Genomic DNA, 18558 nt, shown 5'->3' with positions numbered 1-18558 from the left:
GTGCCACACGATAGAGGCATCACCGATCGGGCGGATTCACCCGGTAACCGTCACCCGTCGCGATCACATCCGCTACGTCCCCGCGGGGACGTCCGCAGCTGCGGTCGCACCCGGCCCAGTGCTGGCGCCCGACAACCGGAAGTTCTGCCTGCTCGACGGCGGTGATCGCGTCGGCGCGCACGTCGGCGAGCGACTTCTCGCATCCCGGACTTCCGGTGCAGGCGGTGACCTCGAGCCACGGTGAGTTCTCGTCGAAGATCAACCCCATGGGTGCCAGCACCCGGACTACCTGCTCGGCTGCCCATTCGTCGAGGTCGAAGATATGCACCGATCGCCACGGTGTCACGACGACGGGCTTGTCGACGGCTGCGAGGAACTCGGCCAGCCGAGCGTCGAGCAGCCCGAATCGCAGGCCGCCGCCCAGAGCTACGGTCCCGTCGCGCTGCTCGAGCCAGCCGATAGTGGGCCGTGCATCCGGCGTGAGGTCCGCCGCAACGGTGGACTCGGCGGTCAGACCCAGCTGCTCGAGGGTGCGTTCGATTCCGTCCGGAACCTCGGCCAGGCGCCAGTGCTTGTCGCGAACGTCGAGGAATGATCGAGCCGCCTCGAGGAGCAATTCGACGGCGTCGTCCGCCTGGACGAGATGAGTGGTGTGGTGACCGGCGAGCACCAGTGAATGCTCGGTGGCGCTGCGCGCATGGAGTCCGAAATCGCCCCGTAGCCCTGTGATGTCTCCGCGCCCGTCGTCGAGGGTGAACAGGGTTCGCCCTGGCAGATCCGCCAATGCTTGATCTGCTTGGATCGCCGAATCGAGACGGTGGACCAGTTCACGAATGTCGGCTACGCCCCCGATACGGCCGGACAGTGGGGACGCGAGGATGTTGCGCACTCGCTCGTGCGTCGCGGACGGCAGCAGGCCGGCCGACGCGATTCGCGCTGCGAAGGCTTCGGGATCCGAGACCGAGCGCAGTTGTACGTTGCCCCTCGAGGTGAGTTCCATCTGCCCGTTGCCGAGATCGCGCGCCGCGTCGGCGAGCGTCTGCAATTGGGTGGGGGTGAGGAGTCCGCCGGGTAGGCGCACGCGTGCCAATGCGCCGTCGGCGGCGTGGTGAACTTGCAGTGCACCCGGGCACGCGTCTGGCTGTGAACGGTCCGTGGGCATGGCTCCAGGGTACGACCTGTCATGAGTGCCTTCTGCGGACCGGTAGCATCACCACCACCAGTGACGGCAGTTGAGGAAACCGGTGAAAGTCCGGTGCGGTCGCGCCACTGTGAGTGTTGCTCGAGCGGGACGTGTTTCCGCTCGGAAACACGAGTCAGACCCTCAACCGCCGTCGATGACAGATCTGTGCCACGGGGCGCGAAACCCCAGGAAGGCTTCACCCGTGATTCTTCTGCTCTCCACGTCCGACACCGATCTGCTGAGCGCCCGCGCCAGCCAGGAAGCCGGCGACGGAGTCTCCTATCGCTGGGCCAACCCCTCACGCTTGCTGGTCTCGGAGGACTTGCCGCCCTTGCTCGACGGCGTCGACCTCGTGATCGTTCGTATCCTCGGCAGCCGTCGCAGCTGGGAAGACGGCCTGGACATGGTCCTCGCCTCCGGACTCCCCGTAGTCGTTCTCGGCGGCGAGCACGCGCCGGACGCCGACCTCATGGAGTGCTCGACGGTCTCCGCCGGCGTTGCTGCCGAGGCGCACAACTACCTGGCCGAGGGTGGCGCACAGAATCTGGCACAGCTGCACCACTTCCTGTCCGACACGGTCCTGCTCACCGGCCACGGTTTCGAGCCGCCGGCTCACCTGCCTTCCTGGGGCATCGCTGATTTCGCGCCCGATCTCGACTCGGCGAGCGGTCCGGTCATCGCAGTTCTGTACTACCGTGCTCAGCATTTGGCCGGCAACACCCGGTACATCCAGGCGTTGTGCGACGCGGTCGCCGAGGCCGGTGGCACCGCGCTGCCGATCTACTGCGCATCTCTGCGAACCGCTGAAGCCGAACTTCTGAGCACGCTCCGCCGCGCCGACGCCATGGTCGTGACAGTTCTCGCTGCCGGTGGCACGAAGCCCGCTACCGCGTCCGCCGGTGGGGACGACGAAGCCTGGGATGTCGCCGCACTCGCTGCACTCGACGTCCCGATCCTGCAGGGGCTGTGCCTGACCAGTAGCCGCGCCACCTGGGACGAGAACGACGACGGACTGTCGCCTCTCGACGTCGCGACCCAGGTCGCGGTGCCGGAATTCGACGGCCGCATCATTACCGTCCCGTTCTCCTTCAAGGAAATCGACTCCGACGGACTGTCCACGTACGTCCCCGACGTCGAGCGCGCTGCCCGTGTCGCCGGGATCGCGGTCCGTCACGGCAAGCTGCGCCACATTCCCACCACCGAGCGTCGCGTTGCTCTGATGCTCTCGGCGTACCCGACCAAGCACGCCCGCATCGGCAACGCGGTCGGTCTCGATACTCCGGCGAGCGCAATCGACCTGCTCACCGAAATGCGTTCTGCCGGTTACGACCTCGGTCCGGTCGACGGCCCGGACGCAGTTCCCGGCCTGGCGGCGAAGGACGGCGACGCGCTGATCCATGCCCTGATCGCGGCCGGCGGCCAGGATCCTGACTGGCTCACTGCCGAGCAGCTCGAGGGCAATCCGATCCGCATCTCGGCAGCAAAGTACCGCGAATGGTTCGCCACCCTGCCCGAGGAACTGCGCAGCGGCGTCGAAGAGCACTGGGGCGCAGCGCCCGGAGAGCTGTACGTCGACCGCTCGCAGGATCCGGACGGCGAAATCGTCATCGCGGCACTGCGATTCAACAACATCGTGCTCATGGTCCAGCCGCCGCGGGGATTCGGTGAAAAGCCCGTCGCGATCTACCACGACCCGGATCTGCCGCCGAGCCACCACTACCTCGCGGCCTACCGCTGGATCGCTGCAACACCGGACAACGGCGGATTCGGCGCCGACGCCGTTGTGCACCTCGGCAAGCACGGCAACCTCGAATGGTTGCCGGGCAAGACGCTCGGCATGTCCAGCAACTGCGGCACCGACGCAGCCCTCGGCGACCTGCCGCTGATCTACCCCTTCCTGGTCAACGACCCGGGTGAAGGAACACAGGCAAAGCGTCGTGCCCACGCGACGCTCGTCGATCACCTGATCCCACCGATGGCCCGCGCCGAAAGCTACGGCGACATCTCCCGTCTCGAGCAACTGCTCGACGAGCACTCCAACATCTCCGCACTGGACCCGTCCAAGCTGCCGGCCATTCGCCAGCAGATCTGGACGCTGATGCGGGCAGCCAAGATGGACCACGACCTCGGCCTCGCGGAGCGTCCCGAAGAGGACGTGTTCGACGACATGCTCCTGCACGTCGACGGGTGGCTGTGTGAGATCAAGGACGTCCAGATCCGCGACGGCCTGCACATTCTCGGCCGCGCACCCGAGGGCGACGCCGAAATCGAACTGGTCCTGGCCATGCTCCGTGCCCGTCAGATGTGGGGCGGCGAACAGAGCGTCCCTGGTCTGCGCGAAGCTCTCGGGCTCAGCGAAGACGGCGACGAGTCCCGCAACCGTGTCGACGACGTCGAGGAAAAGGCGCACGCTCTGGTTCGCGGCATGTACGACGCCGACTGGAACCCCGCTGCGGCAGAACAACTCAGCGACGACGAGACCGTCGTGAAGATCCTTCAGTTCGCGGCCACCGAAGTGATTCCACGCCTCCGACAGACGAACAACGAGATCAAGCAGGTCCTGCACGCGCTCGACGGCGGCTTCATCGCCGCCGGCCCGAGTGGGTCACCGTTGCGCGGCCTGATCAACGTGCTTCCCACCGGTCGTAACTTCTACTCCGTCGATCCCAAGGCAGTTCCCTCACGACTGGCGTGGGAGACCGGTCAGGCGATGGCCGAGTCGCTCGCCGCTCGATATCTCGCCGATCACGGCGAGTACCCGCGCTCGGTGGGTCTGTCCGTGTGGGGTACCGCCGCCATGCGTACCTCCGGCGACGACATCGCCGAAGTGTTCGCGCTCCTCGGTGTTCGCCCTGTCTGGGACGAAGCAAGCCGACGCGTCGTCAACCTCGAGGTCATCGATCTCGAAGAGCTCGGCCGCCCGCGCATCGACGTCACCGTCCGCATCTCCGGATTCTTCCGTGATGCGTTCCCGCACGTGCTCGCACTGCTCGACGACGCTGTTCAGTTGGTCGCCGCATTGGACGAGACGGACGAGCAGAACTACGTGCGCGCCCACGCGCAGGCCGACCTTGCCGAGCACGGCGATGCCAGGCGTGCGACCACTCGCATCTTCGGTTCGAAGCCCGGAACCTACGGCGCCGGCCTGCTGCAACTCATCGACTCCAAGACCTGGCGCGGTGACGACGACCTCGCCGAGGTGTACACCAACTGGGGCGGCTTCGCGTACGGCCGTGGGCTCGACGGAATCCCGGCAGCCGACGACATGCGCAGTGCTTACCGTCGAATCAACGTGGCGGCCAAGAACACCGACACGCGTGAGCACGACATCGCCGATTCGGACGACTACTTCCAGTACCACGGCGGCATGGTTGCCACCGTGCGCGCGCTGACCGGAAAGTCGCCCGAGGCGTACATCGGCGACAGCACTCGGCCGGAATCGGTTCGCACACGCACACTTTCGGAAGAGACCGCACGTGTCTTCCGGGCGCGCGTGGTCAATCCCCGCTGGCTCGACGCGATGCGCCGTCACGGGTACAAGGGTGCGTTCGAGATGGCGGCCACGGTCGACTACCTCTTCGGGTACGACGCCACCACCAACGTGGTCGCGGACTGGATGTACGAAAAGCTCGCCGAGACCTACGTTCTGGACGAGCAGAACCAGAAGTTCATGACGCAGTCCAACCCGTGGGCCTTGCACGGAATCGCCGAGCGGCTCCTCGAAGCCGCCGAGCGCAACATGTGGGAGCACCCCGAGCAGAAGACACTCGACGGCTTGCGTCAGGTGTACCTCGAAACCGAAGGCGAGCTCGAGGGGGAGTAGACCTCGAGCATCACCGGCAGATCCGGGCGCTGAAGTGAGTCAGCGTCCGGACTTGATGATCTGAGCGATGTTCCGCTCCGCCAGAGCAGTGATGGTCAGTGACGGGTTGACGGTGCCGGTGCTGCCCGGAATAGCGGCGCCGTCCATCACGTACAGGCCGTCGTAGCCCTTGACTCGCCCGTAACCGTCGGTGGTCTTGCCCAGAACCGCACCGCCGAGGGGATGCGCGGTGAACGAGGAATTGACGTCCTTCGCGAACGGCAATGCCGACGGCAGCGTGGTGCCGGCGAAGGCCATCTTGTTCTGGACGGCGCGTAGTGCCTCGACGGTGGCGTCGTTGCCGTTCTTCGGCCAGTTCAGCACCACCCGATCGGAGCCGCCGTCGTAGGCGAAGTCGGCGCGCTGCGAGTCGAGGGTCATCCCCAAGGTTCCGAGCATGCCGATGTTGACGGGTAGGCCGGGGACGTACCAATTTTCCAGGGAGAGTGGCATTCCCGACTCGTCGACGATGCGTGATGCCGACGGTGCGGCTTGCGCAGTGCCGTCACTGAAGCCGAACGAGCGCACCATCCCGGCGTCGCCGTTCGTTCCCCAGCCCTTACCGACGTGTTCGTTGAGGTTGGGCAGCGCGCCCGTCGCCTGGGCGCGTACCAGCAGTTCGGAGGTGCCGATCGAGCCGGCGCCGAGGAACAGACGGTCACAGGTAAGAGTCTTCCGGGCCAGAACGCCACCCGTCGGATCCGTCGATTCGACGTCGACGACGTAGCGTCCATCACGTTCGCGACTGATCGCGAGCACCTGATGTCCGTAACAGACGGTGGCTCGTCCGGTGGCTTCGGCGGCGGGAATGTAGTTCTGTGTGAGGTCGAACTTCGCGCCGTTGGAGTTACCCATGTTGCTGTCACCGACAGTGGCCGAGGCTCGGGTTCGGCCGTCGAGTTCTGAGCGCACCACGTCCCAGTTCCAGATCCCGTCGATCCGCTGCGGATCGAATCCGGCACGACGAGCGTCCTGATCCCAACGACGCGAGTGACCGAAGTTCGGGGTTTGGTAAATGTCTTCGGGCAACGGGCTCAGACGCAGCATCTGGCGCACTTTGGGGTACCAGGTGGACGCCATCTCGTCGTAGTCGAGGGAGTTGCCGAAGACTGCGTCGAAGAATCGGCGCTCGGGCGCGATCATCACGCCGGTGAAGATGATGGAACCACCGCCGACTGCAGCGCCGCGCCAGACCGAGATGTGTTGGTAGTCGGTGGCATCGAGGACGCCGCTGAAGTAGTCGCACGCCACGGGGAGTCCGGTGAGGTTGGTGAACGATGTTCGCCGGAAGACTCCGCGGCCGTCGGCCAGCATGTCGGAGGTGTGAATCTCCCGTTGCGGATCATGCGGCCACCGAAGTCCGCGTTCGAGGATGGTGATCTGGGTGCCGCTCTGCGCCAATCGGAGGGCGGTGGCGCTTGCGCCGAATCCGGACCCGATGACGATGGCTTCGGAATGCTCCGGGGGAGTAGGAGATGGTGCGAACAACTCGGGGACGAGCGCGCGGTAGTGATCAGCACCCATCGGGAGCGCCCGCAGTGGTGCGGGGGTGGCGTGGCTGGTCGACGTCGACATGAGCGGCGCCGCGGCTGCAACTGCCGCCCCCGCCCCGGCGGCTTTGAAAAAGTCACGACGCTGCATGTCACGGCGCTGCATGTGTAAATTCGACTCCCCAGTTCGACGGTTTGCCTCAGAATAACTCGAGATGGAGTTCGGGGACGAAACGGCGTGTCTGACGTCATGAAGAACCGGATAAAACGTGCATAAGTGGCACTTCCTGGGTGGTACTGATCGGTCACCAGATAGTCGCGGAATCTTGTCGGTGTTCAGCGAGAGGCGCTCGCACCTATCCTCGAGGAGTGAACCCCGACTTCAAGCGCGTCTCCGAGGCCAAGTACGTCCTACTCACGACCTTCCGCAAGGATGGAACTCCGGTGGCGACTCCACTCTGGGCCGCGCCGGACGGCAACAAGCTCCTGATGTGGACCGTCACCGATTCCTACAAGGTCAAGCGCATCAGGCGAAACCCGTCGGTCACCGTCGCTGCGTGTGACGCTCGGGGAAATCCCAAGGGTGAACCGGTGGCCGCCGTCGCCGAGATCCTCGACGGACCGGGCACCGATCATGCTCGCGACGCGATAGCACGTCGGTACGGAATCCTCGGCTGGATCACCATGAAAGGCAGTCTCCTGCGCCGCGGCAAGACCGGAACGATCGGACTTGCCATCACTGCAGCCTGACCGCGCGTCAGTTGCCGAGCAGATCGTCCAACGCTGAATCGAACCGCGGATACGTGAAGGGGAAGCCTTTGTCCGCCAACACTTTCGATACGGCATGACGACCCGTCAGGCCCAGGGCAGCGTCGCTGCGAAGAAGGAACGCGCCGAATCTGACCATGAAAGCGGGCGTCGGCGGCGCAGGTGGCCGGTGAAGGTGCTTGCGCAGCCCGGCCATCAGCTCTGAGTTTCGGACGGGATCCGGAGCCGTCGCGATGACCACCCCCGAGGCAGCCGAAACGGGTTCGAGTGCCCAACGAACGATCGACAGCCAGTCCTCGATGTGAATCCAACTGGTCCACTGCCTACCCGAGGCGACGCGTCCGCCCAGTCCGAGACGCACGAGCAACAGCAATCGCTCGAGCGCCGGTGTGCCCTTCTCCAACACGACACTGGTTCGCAGGATCACCACTCGTGACGCGTTTGCACCCTCGACCGCTGCCTCCCAGTCCTTTGCGACGTCGGTCATCTGAGGTGGCCCGTCAGCGAGGGGAGAATCCTCGTCCAATCGTGCCTCACCCGCATCGCCGTAGATCGCGAGCGTGCTCGCCTGGATCCACACCGGAACAGGGTTCGCCAGTAGTTTCGACGCTTCGACCAGCGCGCGGGTCGGATCGACCCGGGAGTTGGTGAGTAGTGCGATGTTTGCCGGGGTGGGTCGGCGATCGACCAACTCGCCGGCCAGATTGATCATCGCGGCGCCGCCGAGTTCTCCCGCCCAGTCGCCCACCGTGACACCGTCCCACTGAACCTGCCTGTGCCTGCCAGGTTTCGGTGAGCGAGTCAGGACCACGACGTCATACCCACGGTCCGCGAGATCGTCGCTGATCCGGCGGCCGAGAGCGCCGGTGCCGCCGGCGATCACGACCTTCGTCATCACTGCGCCTGGCTGACCGAGGACATGTGGAAGTCGGGAATCCGCATGGGCGGCATGGCCGTGCGGGTGAACCAATCTTTCCACTCCCGGGGAAGCGTGATCTCGGTACGTCCAGCCTCGGTGACCCGCCGCAGGAGATCGAGTGGACTCTCGTTGAAACGGAAGTTGTTGACGGCGCCGACGATCTTGCCGTCCTCGATCAAATACACCCCGTCACGGGTGAGTCCGGTCAACAGCAGCGTCGTCGGATCCACCTCACGGATGTACCAGAGGGTTGTGAGCAGTAGACCCTTCTCGGTACCTGCGATCATGTCCTCGATCGAGGTGTCGTCACCACCGGTCAGGATGAGATTGTCGCCGGGAACTGCGACAGGTCGACCGAATTCTCGTGCAGCGTGGCGCGGGTACGCCAGCGCATTGACGACGCCGTCTCGGACCCAGTCGACGGGTTCGATCTCCATACCGTTGTCGAACAGTGAGACGGATTCACTCGACGACGTCGTGATCACGAACGGCGCGGATTGCAAGCCCTCGGCGCCGGGGTCGGAGGTGAGTGTCAGTGGCAATCCGAGCTTCTCGCCGATCCGGGTTCCACCGGTGGTGGACAGTGCGGTGTGGCCTTCTTCGGCGCCGCGACCCTCCATGGTCCACATCAGATAGATCATCAGGTCCGCCACAGCAGACGGAGGAAGAATTGTCTCGTAGCGGCCGGCAGGCAGACTGACGGAGTTACCCGCCCAGTCGAGTCGAGTGGTCAACTGCGACAAGAGCTTCGGTATCGAGATATCGCTGAAATCGACAGTTCCGGATCCGACCCAGGCGCTGGCGTCGCCGCGCTTGCCGTTGATCTCCACGGAGCCGGTGGCCTGAGCCGTTCTACGTCGCACGCCCGTCGAGGTTCCGAGCCAGGTGGTGTGCAACTGGTGGTGAGCGAAGCCGAACAACTGGTCGCCGCCGTCGAAGGCCGTGGACAGGTCGGCAGCCAACGGCGCAAAGACACCGATGTCGGTCAGGGCGGCCGGCAGGTCCCAGTCGGTCTCTGCCGCCGACTGCGTGATCAGGTCGGACGCGTCGTCAGCCGGAGTGGCTGTGCGCGCAGCTTCTTCGCTTGCATGTACGAGCGCGGAAATCTGCTCCGGATCGACACTGCTGGAACTGACAGTGCCCACCTTCGCGATGTCACCCTCGCGCACGATCGAGATCACCGTCCACGTCCGGGACAGCGAAACTCCGTTGGTGGTCATCGAATTGTTGGCCCACCGCAGCGACGCCTCACTCGCATCGGTCACGATCACCAACGATTCGTCTACCGTCCTCGCGGCCAATGCACGCTCGACGACCTGCTGCGGATCGATCACTGCTGAGCCTCCGAACGAGTATTGAGGATGTTGACTCCGCGGAACAGAGCGGACGGGCAGCCGTGGCTGACCGCCGCAACCTGACCGGGTTGCGCCTTGCCGCAGTTGAACGCGCCCTGCAGGCGCCAGGTCGACTCACCGCCAACGGCTTCCATCGAGCCCCAGAAATCCGTCGTCGTCGCCTGATACGCCACGTCGCGCACCTGACCGTCGAGCTTTCCGTCACGGATCTTGAAGAACCGCTGACCGGTGAACTGAAAGTTGTAGCGCTGCATGTCGATCGACCAGGACTTGTCACCGACGACGTAGATGCCGTTCTCGACTCGCGAGATCAGGTCTGCGGTCGAGGTGTCCGTAGAAGGGTCGGGGGAGAGCGAGACGTTGGCCATTCGCTGGATGGGAACGTGATGTGCGGAGTCGGCGTACGAGCAACCGTTGGAACGCGTCAGCCCCAGCCTCGGCGCGAACACGCGGTCTAGTTGATACCCGACCAGTGTTCCCTCTGCCACCAGATCCCACCGTTGAGAGGCGACGCCGTCGTCGTCGAATCCGACGCTGGCCAGGCCGTGCTCTTCGTTTCGGTCGGCGGTCACGTGCATGAGTGGCGTTCCGTATTTCAGCGTTCCCAGCTTGTCCGGCGTCGCGAACGACGTACCGGCGTAGGCCGCTTCGTAGCCGATCGCGCGGTCGTATTCGGTGGCGTGTCCGATGGATTCGTGGATCGTGAGCCACAGATTGGTCGGATCGATCACGAGGTCGGTCGGACCTGCTTCGACGGTCGGTGCCTTGGTCTTCTCGGCCAGCCACTCCGGGATCTGCGCGAGCTCATCGCCCCAGTTCCATGTGCTCTCCGCCCCGAGGTACTCCCATCCGCGGCCTACCGGCGGCGCCAAGGTGCGCATCGATTCGAAGCTGCCGGCCGACTTGTCGACGGCGGTCGCCTCGAACTCGGGGTGCAGACGCACCCGTTGCTGGGTGATCGACGAACCGGCCAGATCCGCGTAGAAGGTCTGCTCCTTGACCTGGAGGACACTCGCCGTTACGTGATCCACGCCGTCGGCGGCTTGAAGCCGTCCGGAGTAGTCGACCAGCAGGCCTACCTTCTCGGCCGTCGGTGTCGCGAAGGGATCTTCGAGGTACGGCGACACCCACGTCGCGTCGGCGTAGACGGGCTCGTCGGCGAGGGTGACCGGATCCCGATTGAGCGAGCGCAATGCCTTCGCGACCTCGACCGCTTGGCGTGCCAGCGCAGCAGCGACATCGGGGGACACCTCGGCGTGCGAGGCGAATCCCCACGTGCCGTCGACGATCACACGGACGGCGACCCCGATCTCGTCTCCGTCGGACACCGCCTGAACTACGCCGTCGCGCAAGCGGATCGACTGTGTGAGCACGCGGTGGACACGAACATCGGCGTGCTGGGCGCCGGCCGTTCTCGCTGCCGACAGCGCCGCATCAGCGACAGCTCGCAGCGGGAGGGCGAGGAAATCTGCATCGACATCTCGGGTGACGGTCACGCACACGACGCTAGCCGACGAACGCCGATCTCAGCCGAACTGCTGCCATCCGAGGCGAATCACCATGGCGATCACGACCACCAACAGCGTGATCCGCACGAATCCGGATCCCTTGCTCAGCGCCATCCGCGAACCGATGACCGCGCCGAGAACGTTGCACACCGCCATCGCCAAACCCAAACTCCACCAGACATGCCCGGTGACGGCGAAGTAGGCGAGCGCGCCGAAATTGGAACCGAGATTGATCACCTTCGCCATCGCTGCGCTCCGAACGAATTCGGTTCCGAGGAAGGTCGCGAAGCTGATGATGAGGAAGGTGCCGGTGCCGGGTCCGAGCAGACCGTCGTAGAGGCCGATGAGTCCGGCGGAGAGCAGCAGGACGAGGACGGTCTTGCGCTGCGTCGGACGATGGGTCGCGATCGTGGTGCCCAGCGTCGGACGCATGGTCACGAAGACGGCGACGGCGACGAGGACGACCATCACGATCGGAATGAAGTACTTCTTGTCGATCAGCGAAACGGCCGCCGCCCCGCACGCGGCCGTCACCGCAGCCAACGCGGCTGCCGGCGCCATCTGCCGCCACTCCATCGGGATTCGACGGGAGAACGTGTACACCGCAGCACTCGTCCCGGTGAATGCCGTCAATTTATTGGTGGCCAGTGCCGCCTGTGGGGTCAATTGCGGGGCGACCAGAAAGAGCGCCGGCAACAGAATCAATCCACCGCCGCCGACCACGGCGTCGACCCAACCCGCCGCCGTCGCTGCCGTCATCAGCAGTCCCCAATCAGCAATATCCACGGCGGTGACTCTTTCACAGCTGTGACACTCTTGAGCACATGCGGAGGTTCAGCCTGTGGCTGCGAGGAAAGCCGATGATCGCGGACAGCGCGCTGGCGCTCGTGTTCTTCGCGCTCGAGGTAGTCACGTTCGTCAGTTCGCCGCGTGAGGAGCGGTGGCCTCAGCTCGTCGTCGGATTTCTGATCTGCCTTCCCGTCGTGTGGCGTCGCAAATATCCGCGTGTGTCCGCTGCGTCCATTTTGTCGATGTCGTACTTCGCAACCTTGATGATGTGGGCGACAGGGGATCCGGCTGCGGAACATCCAGGCCTGTTGGCGCTCGGGGTCTCGCTCTACACACTCGTTGCGTATGTCGATCGACGCACCGGGGCGATTTTTGCGTGCTTCCTTGCCCTGGACATGACACTCTCGTTGCTCGTCATCCGCGAAGACGTGATCCTCACGATCATCATTGCGACCCTGCTCTATGCACTGGCCTGGATCACCGCCGAGTTCTTGAGCGCCCGCCGCGCCTACGACGAGGAAGTGGCCGCCAGACTCGAAGTGGCCGAATACGAACGGGATCGGCGTGCCGAGGATGCGGTGGCCACGGAAAGAACCCGAATCGCCCGCGAACTCCACGATGTCGTCGCCCACGCGGTCAGCGTGATGATCGTCCAGGCGGACGGCGCGTCGTATGCGGTCGATTCCAATCCCGCGTTGGCCAAGAAGGCGCTCGGCAACATCTCCAGCACCGGACGCGACGCCCTTGCCGAGCTTCGCCGGACCGTCTCGCTTTTGCGCACCGAGGTCAGTAGCGATTTGATGCCGCAACACGGAACGGCCGGCATCGCCAAGGTCGTCGAGATGATGCGTGCCGCTGGTCTCGGCGTGCGCCTCGAGCTGACCGGCGAGCTCGACGACGTCAGTCCTTCAGTCAGCCTGGGAATTCATCGCCTGGTCCAAGAGTCACTGACCAATGTCCTCCGTCACGCCGGCGCAAATCCGAAGGCACGAGTCACCGTGCGCCGCACCGACACCGCGGTGCTGCTCGAGGTCGTCGACAACGGAACGTCGAGTTCGACCTTCTCCCACGGTTCGGGGAATGGACTGGTCGGAATGCGTGAGCGGGTGGCGGTACTGCACGGGACACTCGAGACCGGACGACGCCCCGACGGCAGTTGGCGTGTGTACGCAGAGCTGCCGCTCGAGATCCACGATTGATACCGGCTCGCCGCAATCGCATTGGCACCGACGTCTCAGGCCCGATAGGTTTACGCCGTGCCCATCACCGTGCTGCTAGTCGACGACCAGGAACTCATGCGGATGGGCCTGAACATGGTGCTCGAAGCACATGAAGACATCTCGGTTATCGGTGAGGCCGGTGACGGAGCCGCGGCGGTCGCAGCGGCGGTGGCGCTGAAGCCTGACGTCGTGTTGATGGATGTGCGGATGCCGATTGTCGACGGGGTGAAAGCGACGGAGCAGATTCTTGCGTCCGGGATCGAATCCAGGGTCCTGGTGATGACGACGTTCGACCTGGACGAACACGCGCTCGGCGCCCTGCGTGCCGGAGCGAGTGGTTTTCTTCTCAAAGACACCCCGCCCGAGGACCTCGTGTCGGCTATCCGCAGCGTGGCAGCCGGTGACGCGGTTGTCTCCCCGAAGGTGACACGTCGTCTGCTGTCGAGGTTCATCGTGGACGGTCCGGCGCCCCGGCGCGATCCGGTGGTTCTCGACGTCCTGACCGAACGCGAACGCGAAGTCCTCGGACACGTGGCCACGGGACTGTCGAACATCGAGATCGCACAGCAGCTGTACCTGTCCGAATCGACGATCAAGTCGCACGTCGGACGCATTCTCACCAAACTCGATCTGCGTGATCGTGTGCAGGCTGTGGTGCTGGCCTACGAGACCGGACTGGTGACTCCGGGCGCGTAGGCCAGCCGCCTGTCAGGGATCGAGCGTTTCGCTCTGCTCAAGCATCAAAAGAGCCCACTGTTGGCAGCACGATGCAGGTCTTCCCGTCTGCGTAATCGACATTGCCGAACAGAGCGGCAAACACCTTGCCGTCACCGGTGTCGACGACCTTCGAGAGCAACGGCGTATCGAGTACGGGCAACTTCTCGTCCAACGGGACGATGCCGCCCTTGAACGTGCCGACGTTGATCCAGGCAACACTCAACCCTGAGGTCTTGGGTATGCCGACGTAACCCGGGATTGCCTGGAAACGGAGATGGTCGGCCTCGACCCACGGCGGCAACGGGAAGTTCGGACCGGCCTGTGCGGAGCTGAGGGTGACGGTGACGGGTTCACCGGCCACGCCACACCCGACCGTCGGTGCGGGGTACATGAACGACTGCGGCTTGGTGACGCCGATGTCCGGGAGATCGAGAGCGGTCGTGATCTGATCAGCGCCTGCCGTGCCGATCAACTGCTGAACAGCAGCAGAGGCTTCGGGGGAGATGGCTGCGGCCTGCGCGATCAGTGCGGCAATTCCTTCGGGTACTACCGGTTCTGCGGCCGCGGTTCCCGCGCTGATCATCGCGCTGCCGGCGGTGAGTGCCACGACGGCGGCAGTGCCGGCGATGGCAGCGGGAATGCGTCGGGCGAGTGTCTTGCCGGGGAGTCGGCTCATGTCGGGCTCCTTCATTTCATGAGGCCGGGAAATGCGGCCCGAAGTGACTTGACCATGCGCAGAGTCTCAACGTCAACTTGAGGTTTAGAATCGTTAGCGGAGCGTTAGTTAACGCCAGGCAAGTCGCACGTGCGTGAGAGAAGGCCCGTGTGACTCACAGCACCCACCTGTTTTGCACCTCTGCGTCGTTGTCGGGAGAAAAACCGGCCCCTCGAGCGTTGAACGAATAGACCGTCTGAAAGGGGACGTCATGATCGCCGCCGTATTTCTCCTCTACGTGATCGTCGAGATCGCAGCCTTGGTCATCGTGGGCAACGCCATCGGTGTCGCCTGGACAGTGCTGCTGTTTCTCGCCGGATCGCTTGTCGGATTGATCCTCATGCGCTCGCAGTGGCGACGGGTCATGGACGGGTTCCGTAAGGCCACGCGGGGTGAGGGATCGCCGTCACTGGCGGTCGCCGACGGCGCCTTGGTCGCGGCGGGCTCCGCGTTGATGTTCGTACCCGGACTCGTGACTTCGGTTCTGGGCCTGCTGCTTCTGATTCCGCCGACCCGCTGGGCGCTGCGCCCGCTTGCAGTGCTCCTGGCAGGTAAGCGCGCAGCAGCATTTGCCGCCGGTGGTGACGCCTTCGCCGGAACCGTCGGCTACGCGGCGCGGATGCGCGGAAACGGCGAGGTGATCGACGGCGAGATCATCGTCGAGACACCCGAAACCACCGAGTACGTCGCCAGCAACGGCAAGGAACTGGTGCTCGAGGGTGAGATTCTGGACACGGATACACCCACCCGTTCGCGGGGGCCGCAGTACTAACAGGCAGACTGGGTGCTCGTGACTACTCGTCTGCTGGTCAACGGCCGGATCTACAGTTCATTTGCACCTGACGCGACCTCGATCGCCATCACCGACGGCACCGTCGTGTGGGTCGGCGACGAGCGCGCCGGACGGGCGTTGCACCCCGCCGCGGAGATCGAAGATCTGGGTGGTGCGTTTGTCACTCCCGGGTTCGTCGACACCCACGTCCACATCACCGCACTGGGACTCAATCTCGTCGGCCTCGATCTCGTGGGCGCGAACTCTCTGGACGAATGTCTCGCGCGAGTACGAACATTCGCAGCCGCGAACCCCGAAACTGCCCATCCCGACGCAGTCATCTGGGGACACGGTTGGGACGACACCGAGTGGGCCGAACAGACCCCGCCGTCGACCGCAGATCTCGACGCGGCCGCCCCTGGCCGCAAGGTGTATCTCTCGCGGATCGACGTTCACTCGGCCGCGTGCTCGAGCGCACTGCGCGACGGGATCTCCGGCCTCGCCGACACCGCTGGATACTCGGCCGAAGGCCCGTTGACGTTCGACGCACACCACCTGGCGCGCAATGCCGCTCGGAATCTGCTGACGGAAACTCAGCGCGCTTCTGCTCGTACCGCTGCGCTCGATCTCTGCGCCTCACGCGGAATCGTGGCCGTTCACGAGTGCGGGGGACCGGACATCTCGGGATTGACCGATTTCCAGGAACTGTTGGCCCACGATCACGGCGTGGAGGTTCGGGGCTACTGGGGTGAGCGTGTCGACAGCGAAGAGGATGCTCGCGCGCTCCTCGACAAAACCGGAGCAGACGGACTCGGCGGGGATCTCTTCATCGACGGCTCGCTCGGTTCGCATACCGCGTGGTTGCTCGAACCCTATGCAGACCAACCTGATTCGACGGGCAATGCCTACCTCGACGTCGACGCGATCGCCGCACACATCCGGGCCTGTACCCTCGCGGGCGTCCAGGCCGGGTTCCATGCCATCGGTGACGGCGCCGTCTCGTCGGCAGCTGCCGCGTTCCGCAGGGTCGCCGACGAACTGGGTGGCCCCAAGGTCGCCGCGTTGGGTCACCGCCTCGAGCACGCGGAAATGATGTCCATGGCCGACGCGGAAACCTTTGCCGCCTTGGGTGTCATCGCTAGCGTCCAACCGGTGTTCGACGCACTGTGGGGTGGCACCGACGGTCTTTACGCCACGCGCCTGGGAGTCGAGCGCGCAGCAGCGTTGAATCCGTTTGCACCTGCTGCCGGTAAGGGTGTCTCGCTCGCATTCAGCTCCGACGCCCCGGTCACCCCCATCGAGCCGTGGGCGATGCTGCGCGCCGCTGTCCAGCACCGCACCGACGGAAGTGGAATCTCGCCGCGTGCGGCCTTTTCCGCGGCAACTCGCGGCGCCTGGCGCGCGGGCGGAGTGCGGGACGGCGCCGCGGGAACCCTCAATCCGGGCGCACCTGCCTCCTACGTGTTGTGGGAGGCAGGCGAACTCGAAGTGAGCGCACCCGCCGACTCGGTTCAGCGATGGTCTACCGATCCGCGCTCGCGCGTACCCGCTCTGCCGAGGCTGGCGGAAGATGCGCCGATTCCGGTCTGCATCAAGTCGGTGCATCGCGGACGCGTCGTCTATCAGCGCGGCTCGTCGAGTGAGTGAGGCCGGCGCAGAGGCGTCTGTCGGTGATCGCTCCCGTGTGAGCGCTGTGCTCACCGGTTCCGCATGGCTACGTTCGCTGTACGCGGCCGCTGGTGGATTCCTGATCTTCGCAGGGTTCCCACCCCGCCCGCTGTGGTTCTTGGCGCCCGTCGGGATCGCTCTTCTGACGTGTGTGTTGACGAACTTCGGGCGCGGCGGACTGCGCCTTCGTGCCGGCTTCGGTTACGGATACTTGGCCGGTCTCGGATTTCTGGTGCCGTTGCTTCCGTGGATCGGTGTGTTCGTAGGTGCGGTCCCGTGGATCGCGTTGGCCGCGGTGGAGTCGTTGTTCATCGGACTGTTCGGGCTGCTTGCGGTTCTGGTGGCGAGGTTGCCATGGGCACCCTTGTGGATTGCTGCGACCTGGACGCTCACCGAGTGGCTTCGTTCCAGCGTTCCTTTCGGCGGATTCCCTTGGGGCAGGCTCGCATTCGGTCAATCCGAAGGGTGGCTCCTCCCTCTTGCGAGTGTCGGCGGTGCGCCGCTGCTCAGCTTCGCGGTGGCCCTGACCGGTACCGGCTTGGCAGCAGTTGCAGTCGCTGTCGCGGCCAAACGATGGGACCGAGGATTCTTCGGTGCTGTTGCCGCTGCCCTCGTGCCCGTGATCATTGCTCTCGTGGTGTCGCCGTTCTTGTCCACCATGGATTCCGGTGATCGAACGATCACCGTCGCCGCCATTCAGGGAAGCGTTCCGAGGTTGGGCTTGGACTTCAACTCGCAACGCAAGCAGGTCCTCGACAACCATGTCGCCGAAACCGTGAAACTTGCTGCCGAGGTGGACGCGGGCCGCGTCGATCAGCCTGACGTCGTGATCTGGCCGGAGAACGCCTCGGACATCGACCCCCTGCGAAACGCCGATGCCGCTGCCGACATCACCCGGGCCTCCGAAGCGATCGGAGCGCCGATTCTTGTCGGCACCGTACTCGTGAACGCCGATCGTACGACCACCAATTCGGTGATCGTGTGGGACGGCGCCAACGGTCCTCAGGAACAGCACGACAAGAAGATCATTCAGCCGTTCGGCGAATACCTGCCCTACCGAAGCTTCTTCCGGAACTTCTCCTCGTACGCCGATCGCGCGGGCAATTTCGTTCCCGGCGAGGGCAACGGCGTTGTCCATGCAGCGGGGGTGCCCATCGGTGTCGCGACTTGTTACGAGGTAGCGTTCGACCGGGCGTTCCAGGAATCGGTGCGCAACGATGCACAGTTGCTGGCGGTACCGACCAACAACGCCACTTTCGGGGACACCGAGATGACCTATCAGCAGCTGGCAATGTCGCGTGTGCGGGCAGTCGAGCACGGCCGCGCCGTCGTTGTCGCCGCAACCAGTGGTGTCAGCGCCATCATCGCTCCCGACGGTGCGGTGACTTCGCAAACCGACCTGTTCGTGCCGGCGGCCCTGGTGGCGAAGGTGCCGCTCTCGACCAGCTCCACCCTTGCCAGCCGAGTAGGTCCGGTGCCGGAGATCGTGCTCAGCATCATCGCGGTCGGCGCGATTGCCATGGCAGTGCTGGCCCGGCGCCGAGATCAGGCTGAGCACTCACCCGAGGAGACTGCGGCAATCTGAGCCGAGC

14 protein-coding genes and 1 riboswitch are annotated in these 18558 nt (G+C 64.7%); of the genes, 7 read left to right on the top strand and 7 right to left on the bottom strand.

Annotated features, from left to right (window positions below):
• Nucleotides 1-19: 19 nt before the first annotated feature.
• Nucleotides 20-1162: a precorrin-3B synthase gene (gene cobG, locus ACBG85_RS14770; RefSeq protein ID WP_204855833.1), complete on the bottom strand. Its 1143-nt coding sequence runs from the start codon at nucleotides 1160-1162 to the stop codon at nucleotides 20-22.
• A gap of 74 nt (nucleotides 1163-1236) precedes the next feature.
• A riboswitch (cobalamin riboswitch) is annotated at nucleotides 1237-1322 on the top strand.
• A 63-nt stretch (nucleotides 1323-1385) separates the two neighbouring features.
• On the opposite strand from cobG, the gene ACBG85_RS14765 reads away from it, so the two are divergent.
• Nucleotides 1386-5006 (top strand): cobaltochelatase subunit CobN, encoded by a 3621-nt coding sequence (locus ACBG85_RS14765; protein ID WP_058038798.1) that lies wholly within the window; start codon nucleotides 1386-1388, stop codon nucleotides 5004-5006.
• A gap of 39 nt (nucleotides 5007-5045) precedes the next feature.
• Here the strand turns inward: ACBG85_RS14765 and ACBG85_RS14760 are convergent, their stop codons facing one another.
• Complete coding sequence (locus ACBG85_RS14760; protein ID WP_372023869.1) at nucleotides 5046-6701, bottom strand: GMC oxidoreductase; 1656 nt, start codon at nucleotides 6699-6701, stop codon at nucleotides 5046-5048.
• 203 nt (nucleotides 6702-6904) lie between these two features.
• On the opposite strand from ACBG85_RS14760, the gene ACBG85_RS14755 reads away from it, so the two are divergent.
• Nucleotides 6905-7285, top strand: a complete 381-nt coding sequence (locus ACBG85_RS14755) for a PPOX class F420-dependent oxidoreductase (RefSeq protein WP_372023867.1) — start codon at nucleotides 6905-6907, stop codon at nucleotides 7283-7285.
• Between the two features lie 7 nt (nucleotides 7286-7292).
• Here ACBG85_RS14755 and ACBG85_RS14750 read toward each other — a convergent pair whose 3' ends face one another.
• The 4 genes from ACBG85_RS14750 to ACBG85_RS14735 are packed head-to-tail and all read right to left on the bottom strand — an operon-like array spanning nucleotide 7293 to nucleotide 11871.
• Nucleotides 7293-8198: a TIGR01777 family oxidoreductase gene (locus ACBG85_RS14750; protein WP_063316392.1), complete on the bottom strand. Its 906-nt coding sequence runs from the start codon at nucleotides 8196-8198 to the stop codon at nucleotides 7293-7295.
• Nucleotides 8198-9556, bottom strand: coding sequence for a metallopeptidase TldD-related protein (locus ACBG85_RS14745; RefSeq protein ID WP_058226726.1), 1359 nt, complete (start codon nucleotides 9554-9556; stop codon nucleotides 8198-8200). The genes ACBG85_RS14750 and ACBG85_RS14745 overlap by 1 nt, the downstream gene beginning before the upstream one ends.
• Entirely contained in the window at nucleotides 9553-11073 is a 1521-nt protein-coding gene (locus ACBG85_RS14740; protein WP_003944822.1) for a TldD/PmbA family protein, read from the bottom strand. The genes ACBG85_RS14745 and ACBG85_RS14740 overlap by 4 nt, the downstream gene beginning before the upstream one ends.
• A 30-nt stretch (nucleotides 11074-11103) precedes the next feature.
• The gene (locus tag ACBG85_RS14735; protein WP_030536361.1) at nucleotides 11104-11871 is read right to left on the bottom strand and encodes a TSUP family transporter; all 768 of its coding nucleotides are present in this window, start codon (nucleotides 11869-11871) and stop codon (nucleotides 11104-11106) included.
• A gap of 38 nt (nucleotides 11872-11909) precedes the next feature.
• Between ACBG85_RS14735 and ACBG85_RS14730 the strand changes: the two genes are divergently transcribed.
• A complete protein-coding gene (locus tag ACBG85_RS14730) occupies nucleotides 11910-13073 on the top strand; it encodes a sensor histidine kinase (RefSeq protein WP_063316393.1) in 1164 nt (387 codons plus the stop codon).
• Nucleotides 13074-13130: 57 nt separating this feature from the next.
• Nucleotides 13131-13790 (top strand): response regulator transcription factor, encoded by a 660-nt coding sequence (locus tag ACBG85_RS14725; RefSeq protein ID WP_003945024.1) that lies wholly within the window; start codon nucleotides 13131-13133, stop codon nucleotides 13788-13790.
• 37 nt (nucleotides 13791-13827) lie between these two features.
• Here the strand turns inward: ACBG85_RS14725 and ACBG85_RS14720 are convergent, their stop codons facing one another.
• Nucleotides 13828-14487: a hypothetical protein gene (locus tag ACBG85_RS14720; RefSeq protein WP_007729826.1), complete on the bottom strand. Its 660-nt coding sequence runs from the start codon at nucleotides 14485-14487 to the stop codon at nucleotides 13828-13830.
• A 250-nt stretch (nucleotides 14488-14737) separates the two neighbouring features.
• Here ACBG85_RS14720 and ACBG85_RS14715 point away from each other — a divergent pair, with 250 nt between their 5' ends.
• From ACBG85_RS14715 to lnt, 3 genes are read left to right on the top strand one after another with little or no spacing between them, the layout of a single operon-like run.
• Complete coding sequence (locus ACBG85_RS14715) at nucleotides 14738-15298, top strand: FxsA family protein (RefSeq protein WP_003944915.1); 561 nt, start codon at nucleotides 14738-14740, stop codon at nucleotides 15296-15298.
• A gap of 12 nt (nucleotides 15299-15310) precedes the next feature.
• Nucleotides 15311-16945 (top strand): amidohydrolase, encoded by a 1635-nt coding sequence (locus ACBG85_RS14710; protein WP_218695019.1) that lies wholly within the window; start codon nucleotides 15311-15313, stop codon nucleotides 16943-16945.
• Nucleotides 16946-16982: 37 nt separating this feature from the next.
• Nucleotides 16983-18551, top strand: coding sequence for an apolipoprotein N-acyltransferase (lnt, locus tag ACBG85_RS14705; RefSeq protein WP_372027857.1), 1569 nt, complete (start codon nucleotides 16983-16985; stop codon nucleotides 18549-18551).
• Nucleotides 18552-18558: the final 7 nt, after the last annotated feature.

This window comes from Rhodococcus sp. NyZ502, assembly GCF_041464245.1.
Taxonomy (GTDB): domain Bacteria; phylum Actinomycetota; class Actinomycetes; order Mycobacteriales; family Mycobacteriaceae; genus Rhodococcus_F; species Rhodococcus_F qingshengii.
This window is presented reverse-complemented; position numbering and strand designations above follow the sequence as displayed.